The organism is Streptomyces sp. ADI96-02 (genome assembly GCF_003846185.1).
Lineage (GTDB): Bacteria > Actinomycetota > Actinomycetes > Streptomycetales > Streptomycetaceae > Streptomyces.
The window spans coordinates 3,237,150-3,259,414 of the sequence record NZ_ML123034.1; the positions used below are offsets into that span (position 1 = coordinate 3,237,150).

A 22,265-nucleotide genomic window follows, 5' to 3' on the forward strand; every position below is an offset into this window, starting at 1 on the left:
GGCCTGGTCCACCGACGACATCAGCGCCGAGGGCCGCCGCAAGCTGGCCGAGTTCGGCATCGCTCCGCCCCGGGCCCACAGCGCCGACGGGGGCCCGGTGCCCCTGACGCTCTCGGTGCGCTGCCCGCACTGCGGCTCCACGGACACGGAGCTGCTCAGCCGGTTCTCCTCCACGGCGTGCAAGGCCCTCCGCCGCTGCGTGGCCTGCCGTGAACCGTTCGACCACTTCAAGGAGTTGTAGATGTTCCATCCACTCCGGGTCAGCGCGATCGAACGGATCACCGACGACGCGGTGGCCGTGACGTTCGCCGTTCCGGCCGAGCTGCGCGAGACCTTCCGCCACACCCCCGGACAGCACCTGAACGTGCGCTACAGCGTGGACGGCGCGGAGATCCGGCGTTCGTACTCGATCTGCGCACCGGCCGTCGAGCAGCCCGCCGATCCGGTGCTGCGGGTGGGCATCCGCGGTGTCGAGGGCGGCGCGTTCTCCACGTACGCGCTCAAGGAGCTGGCCGTCGGCGACCAGGTGGAGGCCATGCCTCCGATGGGACGCTTCGTGCTGAGGCCCCGCCCCGGACTGTTCGCGGCGGTGGTCGGAGGCAGCGGCATCACACCCGTCCTGTCCATCGCGGCGACGCTGCTGGCCCGGGAGCCGAAGGCGCGGTTCTGCCTGATCCGCAGCGACCGCACGGCGGCCTCGACGATGTTCCTCGACGAGGTGGCCGACCTCAAGGACCGGTATCCGGACCGCTTCCAGCTGGTCACGGCCCTGTCCCGGGAGGAGCAGTCGGCCGGGCTGCCCTCCGGCCGGCTGGACACGGAGCGGCTGACCGCGCTGCTGCCCGCGATGCTGTCGGTCCCGGACGTGGACGGCTGGTTCCTGTGCGGGCCCTTCGGCCTCGTGCGCGGCGCGGAGCAGGCCCTGCGGGCGCTGGGGGTCGACCGGTCGCGGGTGCACCAGGAGATCTTCCACGTGGACGACGCGCCGGCGGACGCCCCGGCGGCGGCCCGGGTCACGGCGCCCTCCGACTCCACTCTGACGGCGACGCTCCACGGCCGGTCGGGCAGTTGGCCGGTCCAGGAGGCCGAGTCCCTGCTGGAGACGGTGCTGCGGAGTCGTTCGGACGCTCCGTACGCCTGCAAGGGCGGGGTGTGCGGGACATGCCGGGCGTTCCTCGTCTCCGGCGAGGTCAGGATGGATCGGAACTTCGCCCTGGAGCCGGAGGAGACCGACGCGGGCTTCGTGCTGGCCTGCCAGTCGCACCCGCTGACCCCGGAGGTGGAGCTGGACTTCGACCGCTGAACGGAGCGACGTTCCGGGCCCCCTTCCTCACGGTCCTTCCTCACGGCCCTGTCCCACCGCCCTACCTCACCGCCCTCCCTCACCGCCTCCGCCTCTCCTCACTGTTCCCTTCTTGTAGAACCTGTTCTATATTGACGGACCGTCAGTCGAGTCGGGCCCCGGACTCATCTCATCGGGCGGCCGACTCAGGGACGTCGAGGTCAACGGGAGGCCGGGACAGTGGACTTCACCTTCACCGAGGAACAGCGGGCGGCTGTGGAGGCGGCCGAAGCGGTCTTCTCCGGTGTCTCACCCGACCGCGTGCCGAGCCCCGCCCTGACCCCCGGCGCCGTGGCACAGGACATCGACCGCGAGCTGTGGGGCGAGCTGGCGCGGGCGGACCTGCTCTCCCTCGTCTTGTCGCCCGGCCGCGGCGGCGCGGGCCTCGACGCCGTCGCGCTCTGCCTGGTCCTGCGCGAGTCGGCCAGGGTCCTGGCGAGGGTTCCGCTGCTGGAGAGCTCGGCGGTCGCCATGACGGTCGAGCGGTACGGCGAGGAGCGCCTCGCGACGGCGCTGCTGCCCGCGGCCGGCCGGGGCGAGCTGGTGCTGACCGCCGCGGCCAACGGCGCGACCGGCCACAGCCCGGCCCAACTCTCCGTGATCGCACGGCCGGAGGGCCTGGTGAGTGGCGCGGGCAGGTCCGCCGGGCGGGACGGCGGGAGCGCGCCGGAGGCAGCCTCGGGCTGGGTGCTCGACGGGGTGCAGTCGGCGGTTCCCTGGGCCCAGGCGGCCGACTGGATCGCGATCCCCGCCCACACCGGCGAAGGCCGGGCCGCCCTGGCCCTCGTCCGGCGCGCCCAGGAGGGCGTCACTCTCGCGGAACAGGTGTCCACCAGCGGCGAACGACTGGCGGAGATACGGCTGGACGGGGTGCGCGTCGAGGCCCACGAGCTGATCACCGCGCCGGGAGCCTGGGACTGGCTCCGCTCCCTGCTCACCGTGGGGACCTGCGCGCAGGCCCTCGGTCTGGGGCAGCGGGTGCTCGCCATGACGGCCGAATACACCGGAAAACGTGAGCAGTTCGGATTTCCCGTGGCCACGTTCCAGGCCGTGGCGGTGCAGGCGGCCGACCGGTACATCGATCTGCGGGCGATGGAGGTGACGCTCTGGCAGGCCGCCTGGCGGATCTCCACCGACGCCAAGGGCCCGCTGCCGGCCGCGGGCGACATCGCCGTGGCCAAGATCTGGGCCTCCGACGGAGTGCGCCGCATCGTGCAGACCGCACAGCATCTGCACGGCGGTTTCGGGGCGGACACCGACTGTACGTTGCACCGCTTCCACGCCTGGGCGAAGCAGATCGAGCTGTCCCTCGGCCCGGCGGCGGCCCACGAGGAGGCGCTGGGCGACCTGCTGGCCGCCCACATGCTCGGCTGACCCCCGGCCGAGTCGGGGCCGGACCGACCGGAGGGCGAGGAGGGGCGTGCCGCCGGAGACCGAGGACGAGGAGCGGCGTCCGTCGGAGGACAGGAGGAGGGGCCTCCGTCAGAGGACGAAGGGGGGCGTGCCGTTGTCCGTGACCATCGGCCGCCCCGCGCCGTCCCAGGCGAGCATCCCGCCATCGATGTTCACGGCGTCGACGCCCTGCTGGACCAGGTACTGCGTGACCTGGGCGGACCGCCCGCCGACCCGGCACATCACGTGCACACGCCGACCGTCCTCGGCGGCCTCGGTCAGCTCTCCGAAGCGGCCCACGAAGTCGCTCATCGGGATGTGCAGCGCGCCCTCGACGTGACCGGCAGCCCACTCGTCGTTCTCACGGACGTCCAGGACCAGGCAGTCCGACGGCACCTCGGCGACGTCCACCGAGGGCAGCGGGGCGAAATTCATGGGTCATGCCTTCTCTCGTACGTACGCGGCAGAGTCATCCGGAACGCTACTGCACCATCTCCGCCAGCTCGCTCTCCCGCCGGGACACCTCGCCCAGCAGCTGTTCCCCGATGTCCTCCAGCAGCCGGTCCGGGTCGTCGGGCGCCATCTTGAGCATGGAGCCGATCGCGCCCTCCTCCAGCTCCCTGGCGAGCACCGTCAGCAGTTCCTTGCGCCTGGTCAGCCAGTCCAGCCGCGCGTACAGCTCCTCGCTCTCGCTGAGCGGGGCGGGCGGCTGGACCGGTCCTGCCGCCCACTCCGCCGAGAGCTCCTTGAGCAGTTCGACGTCTCCGCGCCCGTAGGCCGCGTTCACCCGGGCGATGAACTCGTCCCGCCGCTCCCGTTCCGGCTCGTCCTGCGCGAGATCCGGATGTGCCTTGCGGGCCAGATCCCGGTAGAGCCTGCGTGCCTCCTCGCTGGGCCTGACCCGCTTCGGCGGCTGGACCGGCTGCTCGGTCAGCATGGCCGTGGCCTCGGGCGACAGACCGTCGGAGTCCATCCAGTCATGGAACAGCTCGTCGACGCCGGGCATCGGCATGACGGCCGACCGCGCCTCCCGCGCCTTGCGCAGGTCCTCGGGATCACCGGTGCGAGCGGCCCGCGCCTCCGCGATCAGAGCGTCCAGCTCGTCGAGGCGGGCGTACATCGGGCCGAGCTTCTGGTGGTGCAGCCGGGAGAAGTTCTCGACCTCCACGCGGAACGTCTCGACGGCGATCTCGAACTCGATCAGCGCCTGTTCGGCGACCTGCACGGCCCTGGCCAGCCGCGCCTCGGGCCGTGCAGCGTCCAGCGCCTCGCGCGCGTCCGGCGCGTCCGGCGCTTCCCGCAGGGGCTGCGGCGCGTCCTGCCGGTCGTCGTTCTGCCGGTCGTTGTCCGGCCGATCGTTGTCCTGCCGGTCATCATCGTTCCGGGTGGTCGGCACCCCGGCGGCTTCGTCGGTCACCCGTCCAGCGTATGGCCATGCCCGCGCGCTCCAGGACACACAGGTCCGGCCGAGCCTCCTGGCGGCCCGCGGTACAGCCGCCTCGTTCCCGACGCGTCGCCGCCCCGAGCGGTCATATCCCGAGTTCGGCCGCCACCCGTCCCGCCTTGACCGCCCGCACCAGGTCGGCGTGGTCCGCCTCGGTACGGTCCGCGTACGCCACCGCGAACGCGGCCACCGCGCCGTCGAGCTCGTCGTTCCGGCCGCAGTAGCCCGCCAGCAGACGGGGATCGGCACTGTGCGCGTGCGCCCGCGCGAGCAGGGCCCCGGTCATCCGCCCGTAGTCGTCCACCTCGTCCGCGGCGAGCGCGGCCGGGTCCACGCTTCCCTTGCGGTTTCTGAACTGGCGTACCTGGTAAGGCCGGCCGTCGACGTCCGCCCAGCCCAGCAGGATGTCGCTGACGACCTGCATCCGCTTCTGACCGAGCACCACCCGCTGCCCCTCGTGGGCCGCCTCCGGCACGTCGAAGCCCACGGCCGGCAGGTGGGGCGCCAGGGCCGAGGGCCGGGCCTCCTTCACCTGGAGGACCAGCGCCTCGCCACGGTGGTCGAGCAGCAGCACCACGTACGACCGGGTCCCCACACTGCCGGTGCCGACCACGCGGAACGCGACGTCATGGATCGTGTACCGCGCCAGCAGCGGCACCCGGTCCTCGGACACCGTGGCGAGGTAGCCCTCCAGCCCGGAGGCCACCGCGGCGGCCTCCGCGTCCGGGACCCGGCGCAGCACCGGCGACGCGTCGACGAAGCGTCTGCCGCCGTCGGGGCAGTCCTCCGTGGACCGGGCCGCGAACCGGGCGCTGGTGTTGTTGCGCGCCTTCTCCGAGACCCGCTCCAGCGTCCCGACCAGATCGCGCGCGTCCGTGTGCGAGACCAGTTCCTCGTCCGCGATGGCGTTCCAGGCGTCGAGCGCCGAAAGCCGGGCCAGCAGCCGCATCGTGCGCCGGTAGGCGCCGACCGTGTCATGGGCGCCCCGCCGGCAGGTGTCCTCGTCGGCGCCGGCCGCCCGGCCCGCGAGCACGAGTGAGGTGGCGAGCCTCTTGAGGTCCCACTCCCAGGGGCCGAAGACGGTCTCGTCGAAGTCGTTGAGATCGATGACCAGGCTGCCCCGGGCGTCGCCGTAGAGGCCGAAGTTGGCGGCGTGCGCGTCGCCGCAGAGCTGGGCGCCCACGCCGGTGACCGGGGTGCCCACCAGGTCGTGAGCCATCAGCCCGGCCGCGCCGCGCAGGAAGGCGAACGGGGTGGCCGCCATCCGGCCCACGCGGATCGGTGTGAGCCCGGGGACCCGGCCCCGGTTCGACTCCTCGACCGCCCGCACGGCGTCCGGCCGGTCCGGCGGAAGGGCCAGCGCGTCGTGGGAGGAGCGCGGTATTCGCTCGCGGAGCGCCTTGCCCGCCGCCTTCATCGACCGCGATGCCCCGCGCCGGGCGAACCCGGGCACGACCGGTATCCGCGGATCCGCACCCGCCGTCGCTTTCGGCATCGTCGCCCCGGTCTCGGCCATGGAACGTCGCCCCCTCGTCCGGCTGCCCCGCTGTCCGTCCGTCCGGCCGACGGCCTTATCCAGCGGCACCCGGGAACGACGGTACCGCCGTTCCCGGACGGCCGCCCAGCCCTGTGGACAACCCGGGAGGAGGGCCACCCGCGCCCGCCCGTCAGCCCTTCCGTCAGCGGCCGGAGCCCGATCCGGAACCGCAATCCGAGCCGGCACCGCCGCGGGAGAGGTACGTGTCCGCCCAGCGCCCCAGCTCCTTGAGCGCCGGCTCCATCGCGGCGCCGGCCTCGGTGAGGCGGTACGCGACGCGCAGCGGCGGCCCTTCGTCGACCTCGCGGATCACCAGACCGGTGGCGCCCAGCTCCGCCAGACGGTCCGAGAGCATGCGCTCGCTGATACCGGGGATCGCCCGGCGCAGTTCCGCGAAGTGCACCGGGCGCTGCAACAGCACCGAAACGATCGGGCCGGTCCATCGCTTACCGAGCAACTCGAAGACGCGGCTGATCCCGCCGTCGACCCGTCGACAGGTCTCTTCGCTGTGATCTGCCATACCCCTAGCCTACTGCGCCACCGTAGGGGACTTATGAAAAGTAAGTGACTATGCTAAAAGTAGTTACGTACGGAACTTGAGTCGCGCAGGGGGCGACCCGGAGCAAGCGCCGGAACGCCCCGTACGGAACACGGACGGGTCCGCCGACCCGCACCCAGCTCCTCGACCCCCTGGCTCCTCACCCCTCCCCTCCTCCCCGTGGAGATCACCATGGCCACCCTTCTGCACCTCGACTCCGCCGTCCTGCCCGAGGGCTCCACCTCCCGCGACGTCACCGCCGCGTTCGTGGAGGCCTGGATCGAACAGCACCCGGACGGCACGGTCGTACGCCGCGACCTCGCCGCCGCCCCTCTGCCCCACCTCAGCGCCGCCGCTGTGATCGCGGGCGCGTCAGACCCGCTGCGCCGTGAGCTGGCCGACGAACTGGCCGGCGCGGACGCCGTGGTCATCGGCGCGCCGATGTACAACTTCACGATCGCGTCCACCCTCAAGGCCTGGCTGGACCAGGTGATCATCGTCGGCCACAACACGGGGCCGGACTCCCCCGTCGCCGGCACCCCGGTGACGGTCGTCGCCAGCCGGGGCGGCTCGTACGCGCCGGGCACGCCTCGCGAGGGCTTCGAATTTGTCCAGAATTACTTGGAGACCTTGCTCACGAGCATGTTCTCCGCCGAGGTGGACTTCATCGTTCCGGAGCTGACGCTCGCCCGCTCGAAGCCGGAGATGGCCGAGTTGGTGCCGCTCGCCGACGCCTCCCGCGCCAAGGCGTTCGACGACGCCCGGCTGAAGGCCAAGGAACTCGCCGCCCGCCTCGCGGCCTGACCCGCCGCCCTCCGGCCCGGCCCCTGCTCCGGCCTCCGCAACACGAACAGGTGCGGACGTTTCACGTGAAACGAAACACACCCGGGCCCGCGTAGGAGGGCACCGTAGGGGCCGTTCGGAACGCGGCCGTTCCGGAACCATACGGAACCTGACCCGTTCCGGGACCGTTCAGAACCCAGCCGTTCCGGGGCCGTTCAGAACCCAGCCGTTCCGGGGCCGTTCAGAACCCGGCCCCGGAACGGGTCAGAGCACCGCCCCGGAGGCCGCGGCAGCGGGCTGCGATCCCGAGCCCGCAGCGGCGGCCTCAGCCGCCTCAGCCGCCTCAGCGGCCTCGACCGCCTCCCGCGCCTCCCGCTCGGCCTTCTCCCGCGCCTGAGCCGCCAGGTCCACCCGGCCCTCCGGCTTGATGTGCGCGATGACACCGGGGTGGGCGATCGACGGAAGGATGTGGCGCCACATCTCGGCGACCTGCTCCCTGAGGTCGGCCCGGCCCGAGTCGGCCTCCGATATCAGCTGGATGCCGGTGAACGAGGCGACGATGATCTTCGCCGACACCCTCGGATCGATCTGCGGAAGCACCTCGCCGCGCTCCTTGCCCAGCTCCAGCATCCCGGCCGTCGCGTCTATCCAGTCACCCCAGGGATGCGGGCCTCCGAGGAAGACGCCCTCGATCGAGAGCCGCGTCCCGGCACGGGCCATCGCGTTGTGGTGCAGGGCGAAGGCGAACTGCTGGCCACCGTCCACCAGGGACTGGAGCGGCGAACCCTCCCGCACGAAGTCGACCGTGGACGTCTGCTCGTCCATGATCGCCTGCGCGATGGCCTCCTTGGAGGCGAAGTGAAAGTAGAGCGCCCCCTTGGTGACGTTGGCACGGCGAAGAATCTCCGAGATGGCGGCACGTTCGTAGCCGTAGTCGTCGAAGACGCTCGCCGCGGCATCCACGATCGTCCGCCACGTCTGCACCGCGCGAGCCTGCTTCGCCATTCTCTGCCTCCGGGACGTTCTGTGCGCTCAGCCCTTCACCGCCGAGCAGCCGTCGATCCAGCCTCAGCGGCCAGCGTATGCACGTGCGGCGCTCCCCCGACGACGGCTCTGTCCGGAAACCACCCGGCGCACGAGCGGACGGGCACGCCGGCTGCGCTGCCTGTTTACCCTGCCTGTCCTTCACAAACACGGGCCTGCAAAAACACGGTCCGCCCCGCACATCATGGCCGCCTCGAACCGGGGCCACAGCGGAACAAACGAAGAACCCCCGCCCCGGATCTCTCCGGGGCGGGGGTTCTGTCGAACCAACCCGACAGTCGCAAGCGACTGTCCGTTGTGCGCGAGGGGGGATTTGAACCCCCACGTCCCTAAGGACACTGGCACCTGAAGCCAGCGCGTCTGCCGTTCCGCCACTCGCGCATGAGTGGTGTTTTCAGGCTCTCCCACCGCTTGTTCGGTGCGATCTCCTGGCGACATCCGGAAGATTAGCACGCTGGACAGGGTGGATTCACATCCGTTGTTTCCCCGGTCCCGGGAAGGGAACGGGGAACCCGGAACCGCAGCCCCCACTCCTCAAGAGAGCATCCCGTGTGCGGGACACTGTGAGGAGGCCACCTCTACGATCCGTGTGAGGGGTGACACTCATCCACAGGCCAGACAAGGGGAACCAGCCGATTTCCCGACGCGTGGATACGATCAGTAAGCAGTACAGGGACGATGACACCGGAGGAGGTGCCCCATGGGGGTCATGAAGCGTTTCGAGCAGCGTCTCGAAGGGCTGGTCAACGGCACCTTCGCCAAGGTCTTCAAGTCCGAGGTCCAGCCGGTGGAGATCGCGGGCGCGCTCCAGCGTGAGTGCGACAACAACGCGACGATCTGGAACCGCGAGCGGACCGTCGTCCCCAACGACTTCATCGTCGAGCTCAGCACGCCCGACTACGAGCGGCTCAGCCCGTACTCGGGCCAGCTCGGCGACGAGTTGGCCGGCCTGGTGCGCGACTACGCCCAGCAGCAGCGCTACACGTTCATGGGCCCGATCAAGGTCCATCTCGAAAAGGCCGACGACCTCGACACCGGTCTCTACCGGGTGCGCAGCCGCACCCTCGCGTCAAGTTCGTCACAGCAGGACCAGCAGCACCAGCAGTCCCCACAGTCCCAGCAGTCCCAGCCTCAGCGCCCGGCGTCCGGACGGTCCTCCGCCCCGCAGACGCCCGGCGGCTACGGTTACCCCCCGAGCGCCGCTCCGCCGATGCCCGCGGCCCCGCCGCCGGGCGCCGGCCGGTCCTCGGGGCCCACGAACGACCGACGCCCGCCGAGCGCGCCCGGCTCCCCGCCGGACGCCCAGGTGCGGCGCTGGATCGAGATCAACGGCACCCGCCATCAGATCTCCCGCCCGACGTTGGTGATGGGACGAAGCACCGACGCCGACGTGCGGATCGACGACCCCGGCGTATCGCGCCGGCACTGTGAGATCCGGACCGGAACGCCCTCGACGATCCAGGATCTCGGGTCCACCAACGGCATCGTGGTGGACGGGCAGCACACCACCCGCGCTACGCTCCGCGACGGCTCGCGGATCGTCGTGGGCAGCACCACCATCGTTTACCGGCAAGCCGAAGGGTGAAGCGGGGGCAATGTCAGAGCTGACCCTTACGGTCATGCGGCTAGGTTTCCTGGCTGTTCTGTGGCTGTTCGTCATCGTGGCCGTCCAGGTCATCCGCAGCGACCTGTTCGGAACGCGGGTGACGCAGCGCGGCTCACGCCGCACCGCGGCCGAGCCGCGTCCGCAGCAGGGCCGCCAACAACAACAAGCGGCGCCGCCCCAGCAGCGCCAGCAGCCCGGCCGCCAGCGGCGCGGGGCACCCACCAAGCTGGTCGTGTCCGAAGGCACCCTCACGGGCACCACGGTCGCGCTCCAGGGCCAGACGATCACGCTGGGCCGGGCCCACGACTCCACGATCGTGCTGGACGACGACTACGCGTCCAGCAGGCATGCCAGGATCTACCCGGACCGTGACGGCCAGTGGATCGTCGAGGATCTCGGGTCCACCAACGGCACCTACCTGGAGCGGACCCGGCTCACCACCCCGACACCTGTTCCGCTGGGCGCGCCGATCCGTATCGGCAAGACCGTCATCGAGCTGCGGAAGTAGTACGACAATGAGCGAGCGGAGCGAGCGAGCCGCGGCGGTCCCGACGACGGACGCTGCCCGGTTCCCGACCGGAGGGTGGGCAGTGTGGCTCGAGACCGGCTGTACCCCGAGCCGACGGGCGAGGTGCGCATGAGTCTGTCGCTGCGCTTCGCCGCCGGATCGCACAAGGGCATGATCCGGGAGGGGAACGAGGACTCCGGCTATGCCGGACCGCGCCTTCTCGCCATCGCCGACGGCATGGGCGGCCAGGCGGCCGGTGAGGTCGCCAGCTCCGAAGTGATCTCCACGCTCGTCCAGCTCGACGACGACGTGCCGGGCTCCGACATCCTCACCTCGCTCGGCACCGCGGTCCAGCAGGCCAACGACCAACTGCGCGTCATGGTCGAGGAGGACCCGCAGCTGGAGGGCATGGGCACCACGCTCACGGCCCTGCTCTGGACCGGTCAGCGCCTCGGTCTCGTCCACGTCGGCGACTCCCGCGCCTACCTGCTGCGCGACGGCGTCCTCACGCAGATCACCCAGGACCACACCTGGGTGCAGCGCCTGGTCGACGAGGGCCGGATCACCGAGGAGGAGGCCACCACCCACCCGCAGCGCTCCCTGCTGATGCGGGCGCTGGGCAGCGGCGACCACGTCGAACCGGACCTGTCCATCCGCGAGGTCCGCGCCGGCGACCGCTATCTGATCTGCTCGGACGGCCTCTCCGGCGTCGTCTCGCACCAGACGATGGAAGAGACGCTCGCCAGCTACCAGGGCCCGCAGGAGACCATCCAGGACCTGATCCAGCTCGCCCTGCGCGGCGGCGGCCCCGACAACATCACCTGCATCGTGGCCGACGTGCTCGACGTCGACAGCAACGACACCCTGGCCGGGCGGCTCAGCGACACCCCGGTCGTCGTCGGCGCGGTCGCCGAGAACCAGGCGGCCCAGCTCGGCGACGACGGGGCCATGCAGACCCCGGCCGGCCGCGCGGCCGGTCTCGGCCGGCCCACCCCGCCGCCCGCGGGCGGCTTCGGCCCGCCCGGCAGCGGCGACGCCGGTTACGGCGCCCTGCCCGACGGACCCTACGACGCCTACAGCGACGACGACCTGGTCAAGCCGGGCGGCGGACGCGCGTGGCTGAAGCGTTCCGTCTACGTCGTGCTGGCGCTGGCCGTGATCGGCGGCGGTCTCTACGGCGGCTACCGCTGGACGCAGACCCAGTACTACGTCGGCACGCAGGACGAGAACGTCGCCCTGTTCCGGGGCATCAGCCAGGACCTCGCCTGGGTCTCGCTCTCGAAGGTCGAGAAGAACCACCCGGAGATCGAGCTCAAGTACCTGCCGCCCTACCAGCGCAAGCAGGTCGAGGCGACGATCGCCGAGGGCAGCATCGCCGACGCCCGCAGGAAGGTCGGCGAACTGGCCTTGCAGGCGTCCGCCTGCAAGAAGGACGCGCAGCGCCGCGCGGCCGAGGCCGAGACCAGGGCCCGTACGGGCGAGGGTGAGGCCGGCGGCGGCACCGCCGGATCCCCCGCCACCAGGACTTCCGCCGTGTCCACCGCCAAGGGGACCAAGCCGACCACCGCTCCCACTCCCGGCCCCAGCCTCTCGGAGGATGAGAAGAAGCTGGTCCCGCAGTGCGGTAAGCAGTAAGCCGTAGGGGGCCTTCAGCACTATGAGCGTTGTCACCAACACGACCACCATCGGCGCGATCGACGCACCGAGCCGCCGCAACACCGAGTTGGCGCTGGTCATCTTCGCCGTCCTCATCTCGGTGTTCGCCTATGCCAACGTGGGCCTCGCCCTCAACGGCGAGCTGCCCTCCGGCATGCTCGGTTACGGAGCGGGGCTCGCCCTGCTCGGCGGCGTGGCGCACCTCGTCGTGCGCCGCTACGCCAAGTACGCCGACCCACTACTGCTGCCCCTGGCGACCCTGCTGAACGGGCTGGGACTGGCGCTGATCTGGCGCCTCGACCAGTCCGAACGCCTCGCCCGGCTCCCCAGCTTCGCGCCCGCCGCCTCCAGGCAGCTGCTGTTCTCCGCGATGGGCGTGGCCCTGTTCATCGGCGTCCTGCTGCTGCTCAAGGACCACCGCATCCTCCAGCGCTACACCTACATCTCCATGGTGGTGGCGCTGGTCCTGCTGATCCTTCCGATGTTCTTCCCGGCCCAGTTCGGCGCGAAGATCTGGATCACCATCCCCGGTCTGGGATCGATCCAGCCCGGCGAGTTCGCCAAGATCATCATCGCGATCTTCTTCTCCGGCTATCTCATGGTGAAACGCGACGCCCTGGCCCTGGCCAGCCGCCGTTTCATGGGCATGTACCTACCGCGCGGCCGTGACCTCGGACCGATCCTGGCCATCTGGGCGATGTCGATCCTGATCCTCGTCTTCGAGACCGACCTCGGCACCTCGCTGCTGTTCTTCGGCATGTTCGTCGTCATGCTCTACGTCGCGACCGAGCGCACCAGCTGGATCGTCTTCGGCCTGACCATGTCGGCCGTGGGCGCCGTCGGCGTCGCGTCCTTCGAGCCGCACGTGCAGGACCGCGTCACCGCCTGGCTCGACCCGTTCGCCGGCTGGGGAACGCACCAGGCCAGTGAGCAGATGGCCCAGGTGCTGATGGCCTTCGGCTCCGGCGGCACCCTCGGCACCGGCCTCGGCCAGGGCCACTCCGACCTCATCCTGTTCGCCGCGAACACCGACTTCATCCTCGCCACGGTGGGCGAGGAGCTCGGCCTCGCCGGGGTGATGGCGTTCCTGCTGCTGTACGGGCTGATCGTCGAGCGCGGAGTGCGCACCGCGCTCGCGGCCCGCGACCCGTTCGGCAAGCTGCTGGCCATCGGGCTCTCCGGCGCCTTCGCGATCCAGGTCTTCGTGGTCGCCGGCGGCGTCATGGGCCTCATCCCGCTCACCGGTATGACGATGCCGTTCCTCGCCGCCGGCGGTTCGTCCGTCATCGCCAACTGGGCCCTGATCGGCATCCTCATCCGCATCAGCGACACCGCCCGCCGCCCCGCGCCGGCGCCCGCCCCGACAACCGACGCCGAGATGACGCAGGTGGTCCGACCGTGAACAAGCCCCTGCGCCGCGTCGCGATCTTCTGCGGCCTGCTCATGCTCGCCCTGCTGATCCGGGACAACTGGATCCAGTACGTCCGGGCCGACGAGCTGAACTCCCGCGACGAGAACCGCCGCATCCGCATCGAGCGCTACGCCCACGAGCGCGGCGACATCATCGTGGACGGCAAGGCGGTCACCGGATCCGTCGAGACGGACGGCAGCGACTTCCGGTACAAGCGGGTCTGGAAGGACGGGCCGCTCTGGGCCCCCGTGACCGGCTACTCCTCGCAGGCCTTCGACTCCTCCCAGCTGGAGAACCTCGAGGACGGCATCCTCACCGGCAACGACGACCAGCTCTTCTTCAACCGCACGCTGTCCATGTTCACCGGGGACAAGAAGCAGGGCGGCAACGTCGTCACCACGCTCAACGGCGCGGCCCAGAAGGCCGCCTTCAAGGGGCTCGGCGACAAGAAGGGCGCCGTCGTCGCCCTGGACCCGAAGAGCGGCGCGATCCTGGCGCTGGCGAGCACGCCCTCGTACGACCCCTCGGTCTTCGCGGGCAACTCCGACAAGGACTCCGAGGCCCGCCAGAAGCTGCTGGACGACAAGGACAAGCCGATGCTCAACCGGGCGTTGCGCGAGACCTACCCGCCCGGCTCCACGTTCAAGGTCGTCACGGCGAGCGCCGCCCTGGAGAACGGCCTCTACGACGACATCGACGCCAAGACCGACTCGCCGCTGCCCTGGACGCTGCCGCAGACCACCGTGCAGCTCAAGAACGAGGGCAGCATCCCCTGCGAGAACGCCTCGCTGCGGGAGGCGCTGCGCTGGTCGTGCAACACCGTCTTCGGCAAGATGAGCGACGACCTCGGCAACAAGAAGATGATCGAGCAGACGGACAAGTTCGGCTTCAACAAGGAAGTCTTCACCCCCGTCCGCGCCGACGCGAGCATCTACCCCGAGGACAACAAGCCGCAGAACGCCATGGCCGGCATCGGCCAGGCGTCGAACCGGACCACTCCGCTCCAGATGGCCATGGTCGCCTCTGCGATCGCCAACGACGGCAAGCTGATGCAGCCCTACATGGTCGCCCAGCGGCAGGCTCCGAACCTGGACGTCGTCTACACCCACGAGCCGGAGGAGATGAGCCGGCCGCTCTCCGGCGAGAACGCCCAGAAGATCCAGCAGATGATGGAGACCGTGGTCAAGACGGGCACGGGAACCAACGCGCAGATCGACGGCGTCACCGTGGGCGGCAAGACCGGTACCGCGCAGCACGGTCTGAACAACAGCGAGAAGCCGTACGCCTGGTTCATCTCGTACGCCAAGACGGACGGCGGCTCGCCGGTCGCGGTCGCGGTCGTGGTCGAGGACGGCAACGCCAACCGGGACGACATCTCCGGTGGCGGTCTGGCCGCTCCGATCGCGAAGGACGTGATGAGGGCGGTCATCGACAGCGAGAAGTGAGGCCCGTCACGGCGGCCGTCCATCATGCCGGACTTCGGATACCGGTCGGATATCGGCTGACGGGTGCGGGCTGATCACGTCACCCGCGCCCGGTAGCGTATGCGCGAACAGCGCACCGCCGGACCACACACACGGGTGCGGTCAGGACTGACGGAGAGGGCTGGAACAGTTATGGAAGAGCCGCGTCGCCTCGGCGGCCGGTACGAGCTGGGCTCGGTGCTCGGCCGTGGTGGCATGGCCGAGGTCTACCTCGCGCACGACACCCGGCTCGGCCGCACCGTAGCTGTGAAGACGCTCCGGGCCGATCTGGCCCGCGACCCGTCCTTCCAGGCCCGGTTCCGCCGGGAGGCCCAGTCGGCCGCCTCGCTCAACCACCCCGCGATCGTCGCCGTCTACGACACCGGCGAGGACTACGTCGACGGGGTCTCGATCCCGTACATCGTGATGGAGTACGTCGACGGGTCGACGCTCAGGGAGCTGCTGCACTCCGGACGCCGGCTGCTGCCCGAGCGCACGCTGGAGATGACGGTCGGCATCCTGCAGGCGCTGGAGTACTCGCACCGCGCCCAGATCGTCCACCGCGACATCAAGCCGGCCAACGTCATGCTGACGCGCACCGGCCAGGTCAAGGTCATGGACTTCGGCATCGCCCGCGCGATGGGCGACTCCGGCATGACGATGACGCAGACCGCCGCGGTCATCGGCACCGCCCAGTACCTCTCCCCGGAACAGGCCAAGGGCGAGCAGGTCGACGCCCGCTCCGACCTGTACTCCACCGGCTGCCTCCTCTACGAACTGCTCGCGGTCCGGCCGCCCTTCGTCGGGGACTCGCCCGTCGCGGTGGCCTACCAGCACGTCCGCGAGGAGCCGCAGCCGCCGAGCAACTTCGACCCCGAGATCACGCCCGAGATGGACGCGATCGTGCTGAAGGCGCTCACCAAGGACCCGGACTACCGCTACCAGTCCGCGGACGAGATGCGGGCCGACATCGAGGCATGCCTCGACGGTCAGCCGGTCTCCGCGGCGATGGGCGCGGGCGGATACGGGGGCTACGACGGCTACAACAGCGACCAGCCCACCACCGCCCTGCGCCCGGCCGACCCGAACAACGCGCAGACGTCGATGCTGCCGCCGGTCAATCCGAACGACGGCGGCTACGGCTACGACGACCGGCCGGACCGGCGCCGGCAGAAGAAGAGCAACACCTCGACGATCCTGCTGGTCGTCGCGGGCATCCTGGTGCTGGTCGGCGCGATCCTGATCGGCCGCTCCCTGTTCAGCTCGACCGGCGACAGCAGTTCGGTCACCGTGCCGAACATGGTCGGCGCGACGGTCCCCGCGGCGGAGAAGCTGGCGGCCAACGCGGGCGTCCAGCTGAAGATCGGCGGCAAGGAGCCGTGCGAGGACCAGGAGAAGGGCGCCATCTGCAGCCAGACGCCCGACAGCGACGGCACGATGGAGGAGAACGGCACCGTCACGGTCATCGTCTCCACCGGCGCCCCGAAGGTCGAGGTCCCCAACGTCCTGGAGAAGTCCGAGGACGGCGCCCGCCAGGTGCTGGAGGACAAGGGCTTCACGGTCAACGTCACCTCCGTGGAGTCCGACAAGCCCGAGAACTCGGTGATCAAGCAGAGTCCCCGGGGCGGCGCGAAGGCGGCGGACGGCTCCGAGGTCACCATCACCGTGGCCAAGAAGGAGACCCTGGACCTGCCGGACGTGCGCACCCGCACCTACGCGGCGGCCGAGGAGCAGCTGCGGGTCATCGGATTCACCAACGTCTCGCGGACCGACGTCGACTCGGACCAGCCCAAGGACACCGTCGTCGAGCAGACTCCCGGGCCCGGCAAGCAGGCCCAGGACGCGCAGATCGTGCTCAAGGTCTCCAAGGGCCCGCAGCAGCCGGAGCAGACGCAGGTCCCCGCGATCCAGGGCATGAAGCTCGGTGAGGCCAAGGCCAAGCTCCAGGAGGCCGGTCTGACCCTCGGCACCGTGCAGGGGCCGCAGGACGACAACGCCACCGTGGCCATCGTCCAGCCGGGTGTCGGCCAGACCGTCGACAAGAACTCCGCGGTCAACCTGTTCACCACGCCGGGCGGCGACGGCGACCGGGACCGCGGCGACGACGGGGACGGCGACGGCGATGGCATCTTCGGAGGCCCCGGGGGCTGGTAGCACCCGGCAGCACCGCACACGGACGAAGGGCCCCGGTCACCGCACAGGCGACCGGGGCCCTTCGTCCGTCGCCCGCGCGGTGACCGGGCCTCAGTGCCTCAGTGCCTCAGCGCAACTCGGCCGGCTCGGTGCGGTCCTTGTCGACCTTCTCCGTCCGCTCCAGCTCGCCCCAGACGACGTAGCGGTACTTCGAGGTGAAGACCGGGGTGCACGTCGTGAGCGTGATGTAACGGCCGGGCTTCTTCACGCCCGACTCCTCGGGCACCGGCCGGATCACGTCGACGTTGTACTTCGAGGTCTCCGGGAGCGCCTTGTAGACCTTGTAGACGTACCAGGTGTCCTTGGTCTCGAAGACGATCGCGTCGCCGGTCCGCACCTTGTCGATGTTGTGGAACCTCGCGCCGTGGCCGTCGCGGTGCGCGGCCAGCGTGAAGTTGCCCTTCCCGTCCCAGGGGAGGGCCGAGGCGATCGGGTCGGTGTAGTAGCCGGCGATGCCGTCGTTGAGGGTCTTGGTGTCGGTGCCCTTCTTGACCAGCACCTCGCCGTTCTCCATCGCGGGCACGTGCAGGAAGCCGATGCCGTCCTTGGTGTCCAGGGCGCCGGGCCCGTCCGCCCACCGGCTGCGGACCGTGTCGCCCTGCTTGCCGGCCTCGCGGTCGGCGAGCACGTTCGTCCACCACAGGGAGTACGCGACGAAGAGCGCGAGCACCAGGCCGGCGGTGATCAGCAGTTCACCGAAGACGTTGACGGCCGTCGCCACGGGGTGCCGCTTGCGGAGGGGCGCGGAGGGCGCGGACACGTCGTCCCGCTCGGTCCGCTCGTCCTGCCCGGTCCTCGCTGCCACCGCACCGCCCCTGTCGTGATGATGTTCAGCCCCCCACGAGCGCGTCGGGCTTTCCCTTGCTGCGCGGCCGTTCGTCGACCATCTTGCCCCAGACGATCAGCCGGTACGTACTCGTGAATTCCGGCGTGCACGTCGTCAGCGTGATGTACCTTCCCGGCCCCTCGAACCCCGAGCCGACCGGCACCGGTTCGATCACCGAGATGTTCGACGGCGACGTCTGCGGCAGGATGCTCGCCATCTCGTACGTGTAGTACGCGTCCCGCGTCTCGATCACGATCGGGTCACCGGGGCTGAGCTTGTTGATGTAGCGGAACGGCTCGCCGTGCGTGTTGCGGTGCCCGGCCACCGCGAAGTTGCCCTGCTTGTCGGAGGGCATGGCGGTCTTCAGCCTGCCCTCGCCGTAGTGGCCGATCATGCCCCGGTCGAGGACCTTCTCCTTGTCGATGCCCTCGGCGATCGGCGCGACGACGTCCAGCTTGGGGATGTGCATGATCGCGAACCCCTGACCCGGCGCGAACACCCCGGGCGAACGCGCGCCGTTGGCCCAGTCGTCCTGGATCTTGTCCGTCTCGTTGCCGGCGATCTGCTCGGCGCGGATGTTGGTCCACCAGAGCTGATAGGTGACGAACAGCAGCATCAGGACGCCCAGCGTGATGAAGACCTCGCCGACCGCCCGGCTGGCGACCACGGCCGGGCTGTCCTTGGCCGCCCGTGCGGCGCGGCGCGCCTCCATCCGGGACATCGGCATCGGCGCGGCGGGCGCCGGCACGGGCGCGGCGGCGGGCCCGGTCCGGCGGCGGCCCCGGCCCTTGGCCGCCCTGCGCCGTTCGGCCCGTCCCCCGGTGGCAGGAGCGGCCTCGGCGGACGGGGCGTCCGGACCGGCCGCGTCCATCGCCGGCAGCACCGCGGTCTCGTCGGCGGCGGGTGGAGCGGGCCGGGGCGCGGGCACGGCGGGGACGGGGCGGGCTCCGGCGGGGACGGCCGCGGTAGCGGCGGCCATCGGCGCGGCGGGCTCCGGAGCGGGCGCGGCGGGCCCCGGAGCGGGCGCGGCGGGCCGCTGGGGGCCGCACCAGTCCCGCTGGTAGCCCTCGGGGTCGTACCACTCGCTCGGGGCCTCCTGAGGCTGCCGAGGCGCCTGGTACGCGTGGTCGCGGTCCCCGGCCGGCGGTACGCCGCCCGGCACCGCCGGTCCGGCTCCGCCCGAGCCGCCCTGCGCCGCGCGGCCGGAGCGGAACCACGGTGAGGCGTGCTGCCCGGGCAGCGGGTCGTTGAGCGGGTCCGCGAGTCCGTCGACCGCCGCCACGTACGCGCCGTCGGCCCCGTACGTCCCCTGCGCGTACGGACCCTCCCGTCCGGCGTCGCGCTCGGGGCGGCCTGCGGTCACGCGGCGGCCTTGCCCACCACCGGCGCGAGCCCCGCCGACCGCGCTACGGCCCCCGTGTCCCCGCACGCCGCCAGCCAGTTGGCGAGCATCAGGTGGCCGTACTCGGTCAGCACCGACTCGGGGTGGAACTGCACGCCCTCGACGGCCCGGTCCCGGTGGCGCAGGCCCATGATGATGCCGTCCGACGTACGGGCGGTGACCTCCAGCTCCGGGGGCAGCAGGGCCGGTTCGGCCGCGAGCGAGTGGTAGCGGGTCGCGGTGAAGGGCGACGGCAGCCCGGCGAAGACGCCCTGGCCCCCGTGCTCCACCGGCGAGGTCTTGCCGTGCAGCAGCTCGGGTGCCCGGTCGACGACGCCGCCGTAGGCGACCGCCATGGACTGCATCCCGAGACAGACCCCGAAGACCGGAACGCCGGTGTCGGCGCAGTGGCGCACCATCTCGACGCAGACGCCCGCCTGTTCGGGCGTGCCGGGGCCGGGCGAGAGCAGGACGCCGTCGAAGCCGTCCTGCGCGTGGGCGGTGGTGACCTCGTCGTTGCGCAGCACCTCGCACTCGGCGCCGAGCTGGTAGAGGTACTGGACGAGGTTGAAGACGAAGCTGTCGTAGTTGTCCACGACGAGGATGCGTGCGGTCACTGGTCGGCTCCTGCTCCACCGGCGCTCTCGCCGTCGACGGTCACGTCACCGAACGGGAGCAGCGGTTCCGCCCAGGGGAAGACGTACTGGAACAGCGCGTAGACGACCACCAGGACCAGCACGAGCGAGATGACTCCCCGCACCCACGCGTTGCCCGGCAGATGACGCCAGATCCAGCCGTACATGTCGACCCCTCCATTCGGTATCCGCACCAGACTAGAGGGCCGGAGCCGGGCCGGGGGTCAGCCCGCGAAAGCCGCCGGCCTGCCCTCGCCGACGGGCAGGGTGGCGTCGAGGTGCGCCCACACGATGAGGCGGTGGCTGCTGCCCCACTCGGGCTCGCAGGTGGTGAGGGTGAGGTAGCGGCCGGGGCCCTGGAAGCCGGACCTGCGGGGGACGGGGTCGATCACGGCGGTGTCGGTGGGCACCGTCCGGTAAGGCGCGCGGGCCACCCGATAGGTGAACCAGGTGGTGCCGTCGTTGACGATCACCGCGTCCCCGGCGCGCAGCTTCGGGAAGTCCTTGAAGGGGTCGCCGTAGGTGCGCCGGTGGCCGGCCACCGCGAAGTTCCCGCGCTCGCCGGGGCGGGCGGTCCCGCTGTAGTGCCCCAGTCCCTTCTGCAAGGTCCTGACCGCGGTGTTCTCCAGGACGGGCCATTCCCAGTCGGCGCCGAAGCGGGGGATGTACATCATCGCGAACGGCTCTCCGGCGCGGTACGGGACCGGGGCGGCGGTGGGGGAGGCCGTGGCCGCGGGGCCCGGCGCGGGCGGCGCGACGGCTTCCCGGTCCCACCGGCCGCGAAGGGCGTCGATCTCGCCCCCGGCCGCGTCGGCGGCCTTGACGCCCGTCCAGAACAGGACATAGGCGACGAACAGGATGATGACCGTGCCCACGGTGACGCAGATTTCGCTGAAGGTCCTGACGACGAGTCGCACCGGCACCGGACGGCCTCCCCGGGGATCGGCTCGGACTTACTTCACAGGCTGTGCGTAGTGGAGGTCCACTGTGCCCGAGTAGCCGGGAAGAGTCACCGACTCGTTCTCGTCGACTTTCCAGCCCAGTCCGTACGCCTTCACGTACAGCTGGTAGTTCTGGGTCGCCGTGGAGTCGTTGAGCGCCTGCTTGAGGCGGCCCGGGTCGCCCACGGCGGTGACCTTGTACGGCGGCGAGTAGACGCGGCCCTGAAGGATCAGCGTGTTGCCGACGCAGCGGACCGCGCTGGTGGAGATCAGCCGCTGGTCCATGACCTGGATCCCGCGCGCCCCGCCCTGCCACAGGGCGTTCACCACGGCCTGCAGATCCTGCTGGTGGATGACCAGGTCGTTAGGCTGGGGCTCCGGGTAGCCAGGGTTGGCGGTGGCGTCCGGGGGCGCGTCGTTCAGGGTGACGCTGACCGCGCCGCCGGTGATCTCCGTGGTGCCCGCGGTCTTCTCCAGGGCCTTCAGCTTGGCGTCCTCGGCCTCGGTGGAACCGTCGTCGCGCTGGGCGAGGGCGTCGATGTCGGCGCGGACGGCGGCGGCCGAATCGTTCAGTCCGGCGTTCTTCTCGCTGCGCTGCCGGATCAGGTCGGAGAGCTTGAGCAGGGAGGAGTCGCTGCGCAGGTCGGTGCCCTTGGCGGCGTTGGCGCTGGTGACGAAGATCAGTCCGGCCAGGGCGAAAACGGCAGCGGTGAGCCCTCGGACCGCCCATGCGGAGGTGCGCCGGGCGGGGCCTTCGGGGGAGTCGGCAGAATTGCTCAACGTACCCTTATCTCATCAGGCGCCATGGAAGCACTACGCTAACGGACGCCCGGGGGAGGCGGCATTCCCCCTGGCACCCGCCCCCGGCGCCCGCCACAGATCCCTGCGCGGTCACGCAGCGCATCGACAGGAGAGTCCCTCGTGCCGAAGTCACGTATCCGCAAGAAGGCCGACTTCACGCCGCCTTCGGCGAAGCAGGCAACGAACATAAAGCTGACCAGCCGGAGCTGGGTGGCACCGGTCATGCTGGCCCTGTTCCTCATCGGGCTGGCCTGGATCGTGGTGTTCTACGTCACCGAGGGCGATCTGCCGGTCGACTCGCTGGGCAACTGGAACATCGTCGTCGGCTTCGGCTTCATCGCCGGCGGCTTCGCCGTGTCGACGCAGTGGAAGTAGCGGCCCGCACGGCCCTTCCTCCACCGGCCCTTCCTCCGGTTCTTCCTCTACCGGTTCGAACCGCTCCACCGCAAGCTGTGCCCTGAGTTACCCACAGAGTTATCCACAGGCGGGGGAAAAGGTCAGACGATCTGTGGATAACCCCTGCTCCTGTTGACGCCGGTGTGATCGCAGCCTCCCTCGACGAGGGGGGCTGCGCCGCTTGATCGGGGCGGGAAAACGCAGCTCAGCGACGTCAGGCACACCTGTTCCCCTTGCCGTGCACAAGATCCTGCACGGACTGTGGACAACTGTGGTCTGCCCTGGGGGCGAAGGTGTCCTTCACTCGGCCACGTACGCTCACGGAACCGTTCAGAACGGTCAAAACCGAACCACCGCTCGCGGCGCTC

General features: G+C 70.7%; 21 protein-coding genes, 1 tRNA gene and 1 pseudogene. 11 read left to right on the forward strand and 12 right to left on the reverse strand.

Going from position 1 to position 22,265, the window contains the following annotated elements; all coding sequences use genetic code 11:
* The 3 genes and pseudogenes from EES43_RS31340 to EES43_RS14115 form a co-directional block, all read left to right on the forward strand.
* A pseudogene (locus tag EES43_RS31340) lies at positions 1-241 on the forward strand (phenylacetate-CoA oxygenase subunit PaaJ); the annotation flags it as partial.
* Entirely contained in the window at positions 242-1,303 is a 1,062-nt protein-coding gene (locus EES43_RS14110; protein WP_124269060.1) for a 2Fe-2S iron-sulfur cluster-binding protein, read from the forward strand.
* Positions 1,304-1,522: 219 nt separating this feature from the next.
* Positions 1,523-2,716, forward strand: coding sequence for an acyl-CoA dehydrogenase family protein (locus EES43_RS14115; protein ID WP_124269061.1), 1,194 nt, complete (start codon positions 1,523-1,525; stop codon positions 2,714-2,716).
* Between the two features lie 108 nt (positions 2,717-2,824).
* Here EES43_RS14115 and EES43_RS14120 read toward each other — a convergent pair whose 3' ends face one another.
* From EES43_RS14120 to EES43_RS14135, 4 genes are all read right to left on the reverse strand, one after another.
* Positions 2,825-3,169: a rhodanese-like domain-containing protein gene (locus tag EES43_RS14120; RefSeq protein ID WP_124269062.1), complete on the reverse strand. Its 345-nt coding sequence runs from the start codon at positions 3,167-3,169 to the stop codon at positions 2,825-2,827.
* 46 nt (positions 3,170-3,215) lie between these two features.
* Positions 3,216-4,151 (reverse strand): J domain-containing protein, encoded by a 936-nt coding sequence (locus tag EES43_RS14125; protein ID WP_124269063.1) that lies wholly within the window; start codon positions 4,149-4,151, stop codon positions 3,216-3,218.
* Between the two features lie 112 nt (positions 4,152-4,263).
* Entirely contained in the window at positions 4,264-5,694 is a 1,431-nt protein-coding gene (locus EES43_RS14130; RefSeq protein WP_241192421.1) for a DUF2252 domain-containing protein, read from the reverse strand.
* A gap of 163 nt (positions 5,695-5,857) precedes the next feature.
* Positions 5,858-6,235, reverse strand: a complete 378-nt coding sequence (locus EES43_RS14135) for a winged helix-turn-helix transcriptional regulator (RefSeq protein WP_124269064.1) — start codon at positions 6,233-6,235, stop codon at positions 5,858-5,860.
* A 210-nt stretch (positions 6,236-6,445) separates the two neighbouring features.
* Between EES43_RS14135 and EES43_RS14140 the strand changes: the two genes are divergently transcribed.
* Entirely contained in the window at positions 6,446-7,057 is a 612-nt protein-coding gene (locus tag EES43_RS14140; RefSeq protein WP_124269065.1) for an FMN-dependent NADH-azoreductase, read from the forward strand.
* Between the two features lie 243 nt (positions 7,058-7,300).
* Here the strand turns inward: EES43_RS14140 and EES43_RS14145 are convergent, their stop codons facing one another.
* Both EES43_RS14145 and EES43_RS14150 read right to left on the reverse strand, forming a co-directional pair.
* On the reverse strand, positions 7,301-8,041 hold the full coding sequence (locus EES43_RS14145) for a ScbR family autoregulator-binding transcription factor (RefSeq protein ID WP_241192422.1): 741 nt from the start codon (positions 8,039-8,041) through the stop codon (positions 7,301-7,303).
* A gap of 337 nt (positions 8,042-8,378) precedes the next feature.
* Positions 8,379-8,461: transfer RNA gene (locus EES43_RS14150), tRNA-Leu, on the reverse strand.
* 319 nt (positions 8,462-8,780) lie between these two features.
* Here EES43_RS14150 and EES43_RS14155 point away from each other — a divergent pair.
* The 6 genes from EES43_RS14155 (at position 8,781) to pknB (ending at position 16,878) form a co-directional block, all read left to right on the forward strand.
* Complete coding sequence (locus tag EES43_RS14155) at positions 8,781-9,665, forward strand: FhaA domain-containing protein (protein WP_124269066.1); 885 nt, start codon at positions 8,781-8,783, stop codon at positions 9,663-9,665.
* 10 nt (positions 9,666-9,675) lie between these two features.
* Positions 9,676-10,194 (forward strand): FHA domain-containing protein FhaB/FipA, encoded by a 519-nt coding sequence (locus EES43_RS14160; RefSeq protein WP_124269067.1) that lies wholly within the window; start codon positions 9,676-9,678, stop codon positions 10,192-10,194.
* A gap of 129 nt (positions 10,195-10,323) precedes the next feature.
* Positions 10,324-11,829 (forward strand): Stp1/IreP family PP2C-type Ser/Thr phosphatase, encoded by a 1,506-nt coding sequence (locus EES43_RS14165; protein WP_124271976.1) that lies wholly within the window; start codon positions 10,324-10,326, stop codon positions 11,827-11,829.
* Between the two features lie 22 nt (positions 11,830-11,851).
* A complete protein-coding gene (locus tag EES43_RS14170) occupies positions 11,852-13,252 on the forward strand; it encodes an FtsW/RodA/SpoVE family cell cycle protein (protein WP_124269068.1) in 1,401 nt (466 codons plus the stop codon).
* Positions 13,249-14,706, forward strand: coding sequence for a peptidoglycan D,D-transpeptidase FtsI family protein (locus EES43_RS14175; RefSeq protein ID WP_124269069.1), 1,458 nt, complete (start codon positions 13,249-13,251; stop codon positions 14,704-14,706). Before EES43_RS14170 ends, EES43_RS14175 begins: the two co-directional genes overlap by 4 nt.
* Before the next feature lie 171 nt (positions 14,707-14,877).
* Positions 14,878-16,878 carry a Stk1 family PASTA domain-containing Ser/Thr kinase gene (gene pknB / locus EES43_RS14180; protein ID WP_124269070.1) on the forward strand — a complete coding sequence of 667 codons (2,001 nt, stop codon included), beginning with the start codon at positions 14,878-14,880 and terminating at the stop codon, positions 16,876-16,878.
* A 106-nt stretch (positions 16,879-16,984) separates the two neighbouring features.
* Here the strand turns inward: pknB and EES43_RS14185 are convergent, their stop codons facing one another.
* Genes EES43_RS14185 through EES43_RS14210 form a run of 6 tightly spaced genes read right to left on the reverse strand, consistent with a single transcriptional unit; the run spans position 16,985 to position 21,480 of the window.
* Positions 16,985-17,722 carry a class E sortase gene (locus tag EES43_RS14185; RefSeq protein WP_124269071.1) on the reverse strand — a complete coding sequence of 246 codons (738 nt, stop codon included), beginning with the start codon at positions 17,720-17,722 and terminating at the stop codon, positions 16,985-16,987.
* Positions 17,723-17,747: 25 nt separating this feature from the next.
* Positions 17,748-19,106, reverse strand: coding sequence for a class E sortase (locus tag EES43_RS14190; RefSeq protein ID WP_124269072.1), 1,359 nt, complete (start codon positions 19,104-19,106; stop codon positions 17,748-17,750).
* A complete protein-coding gene (locus tag EES43_RS14195) occupies positions 19,103-19,741 on the reverse strand; it encodes an aminodeoxychorismate/anthranilate synthase component II (RefSeq protein ID WP_124269073.1) in 639 nt (212 codons plus the stop codon). Before EES43_RS14195 ends, EES43_RS14190 begins: the two co-directional genes overlap by 4 nt.
* On the reverse strand, positions 19,738-19,926 hold the full coding sequence (locus EES43_RS14200) for a hypothetical protein (RefSeq protein WP_124269074.1): 189 nt from the start codon (positions 19,924-19,926) through the stop codon (positions 19,738-19,740). Before EES43_RS14200 ends, EES43_RS14195 begins: the two co-directional genes overlap by 4 nt.
* Positions 19,927-19,983: 57 nt before the next feature.
* On the reverse strand, positions 19,984-20,682 hold the full coding sequence (locus tag EES43_RS14205; RefSeq protein WP_124269075.1) for a class E sortase: 699 nt from the start codon (positions 20,680-20,682) through the stop codon (positions 19,984-19,986).
* Between the two features lie 30 nt (positions 20,683-20,712).
* Positions 20,713-21,480, reverse strand: a complete 768-nt coding sequence (locus tag EES43_RS14210; protein WP_124269076.1) for a DUF881 domain-containing protein — start codon at positions 21,478-21,480, stop codon at positions 20,713-20,715.
* 141 nt (positions 21,481-21,621) lie between these two features.
* Here EES43_RS14210 and crgA point away from each other — a divergent pair, with 141 nt between their 5' ends.
* Entirely contained in the window at positions 21,622-21,876 is a 255-nt protein-coding gene (gene crgA / locus EES43_RS14215; RefSeq protein WP_124269077.1) for a cell division protein CrgA, read from the forward strand.
* Positions 21,877-22,265: the final 389 nt, after the last annotated feature.

Coding starts and splice junctions, on each gene's coding strand:
- EES43_RS14160 (WP_124269067.1), top strand. CDS start 9,676: ATGTCAGAGCTGACCCTTACGGTCATGCGGCTAGGTTTCCTGGCTGTT.
- EES43_RS14200 (WP_124269074.1), bottom strand. CDS start 19,926: ATGTACGGCTGGATCTGGCGTCATCTGCCGGGCAACGCGTGGGTGCGG.
- EES43_RS14135 (WP_124269064.1), bottom strand. CDS start 6,235: ATGGCAGATCACAGCGAAGAGACCTGTCGACGGGTCGACGGCGGGATC.
- EES43_RS14170 (WP_124269068.1), top strand. CDS start 11,852: ATGAGCGTTGTCACCAACACGACCACCATCGGCGCGATCGACGCACCG.
- EES43_RS14120 (WP_124269062.1), bottom strand. CDS start 3,169: ATGAATTTCGCCCCGCTGCCCTCGGTGGACGTCGCCGAGGTGCCGTCG.
- pknB (WP_124269070.1), top strand. CDS start 14,878: ATGGAAGAGCCGCGTCGCCTCGGCGGCCGGTACGAGCTGGGCTCGGTG.
- EES43_RS14140 (WP_124269065.1), top strand. CDS start 6,446: ATGGCCACCCTTCTGCACCTCGACTCCGCCGTCCTGCCCGAGGGCTCC.
- EES43_RS14110 (WP_124269060.1), top strand. CDS start 242: ATGTTCCATCCACTCCGGGTCAGCGCGATCGAACGGATCACCGACGAC.
- EES43_RS14155 (WP_124269066.1), top strand. CDS start 8,781: ATGGGGGTCATGAAGCGTTTCGAGCAGCGTCTCGAAGGGCTGGTCAAC.
- EES43_RS14145 (WP_241192422.1), bottom strand. CDS start 8,041: ATGGCGAAGCAGGCTCGCGCGGTGCAGACGTGGCGGACGATCGTGGAT.
- EES43_RS14165 (WP_124271976.1), top strand. CDS start 10,324: ATGAGTCTGTCGCTGCGCTTCGCCGCCGGATCGCACAAGGGCATGATC.
- EES43_RS14130 (WP_241192421.1), bottom strand. CDS start 5,694: ATGGCCGAGACCGGGGCGACGATGCCGAAAGCGACGGCGGGTGCGGAT.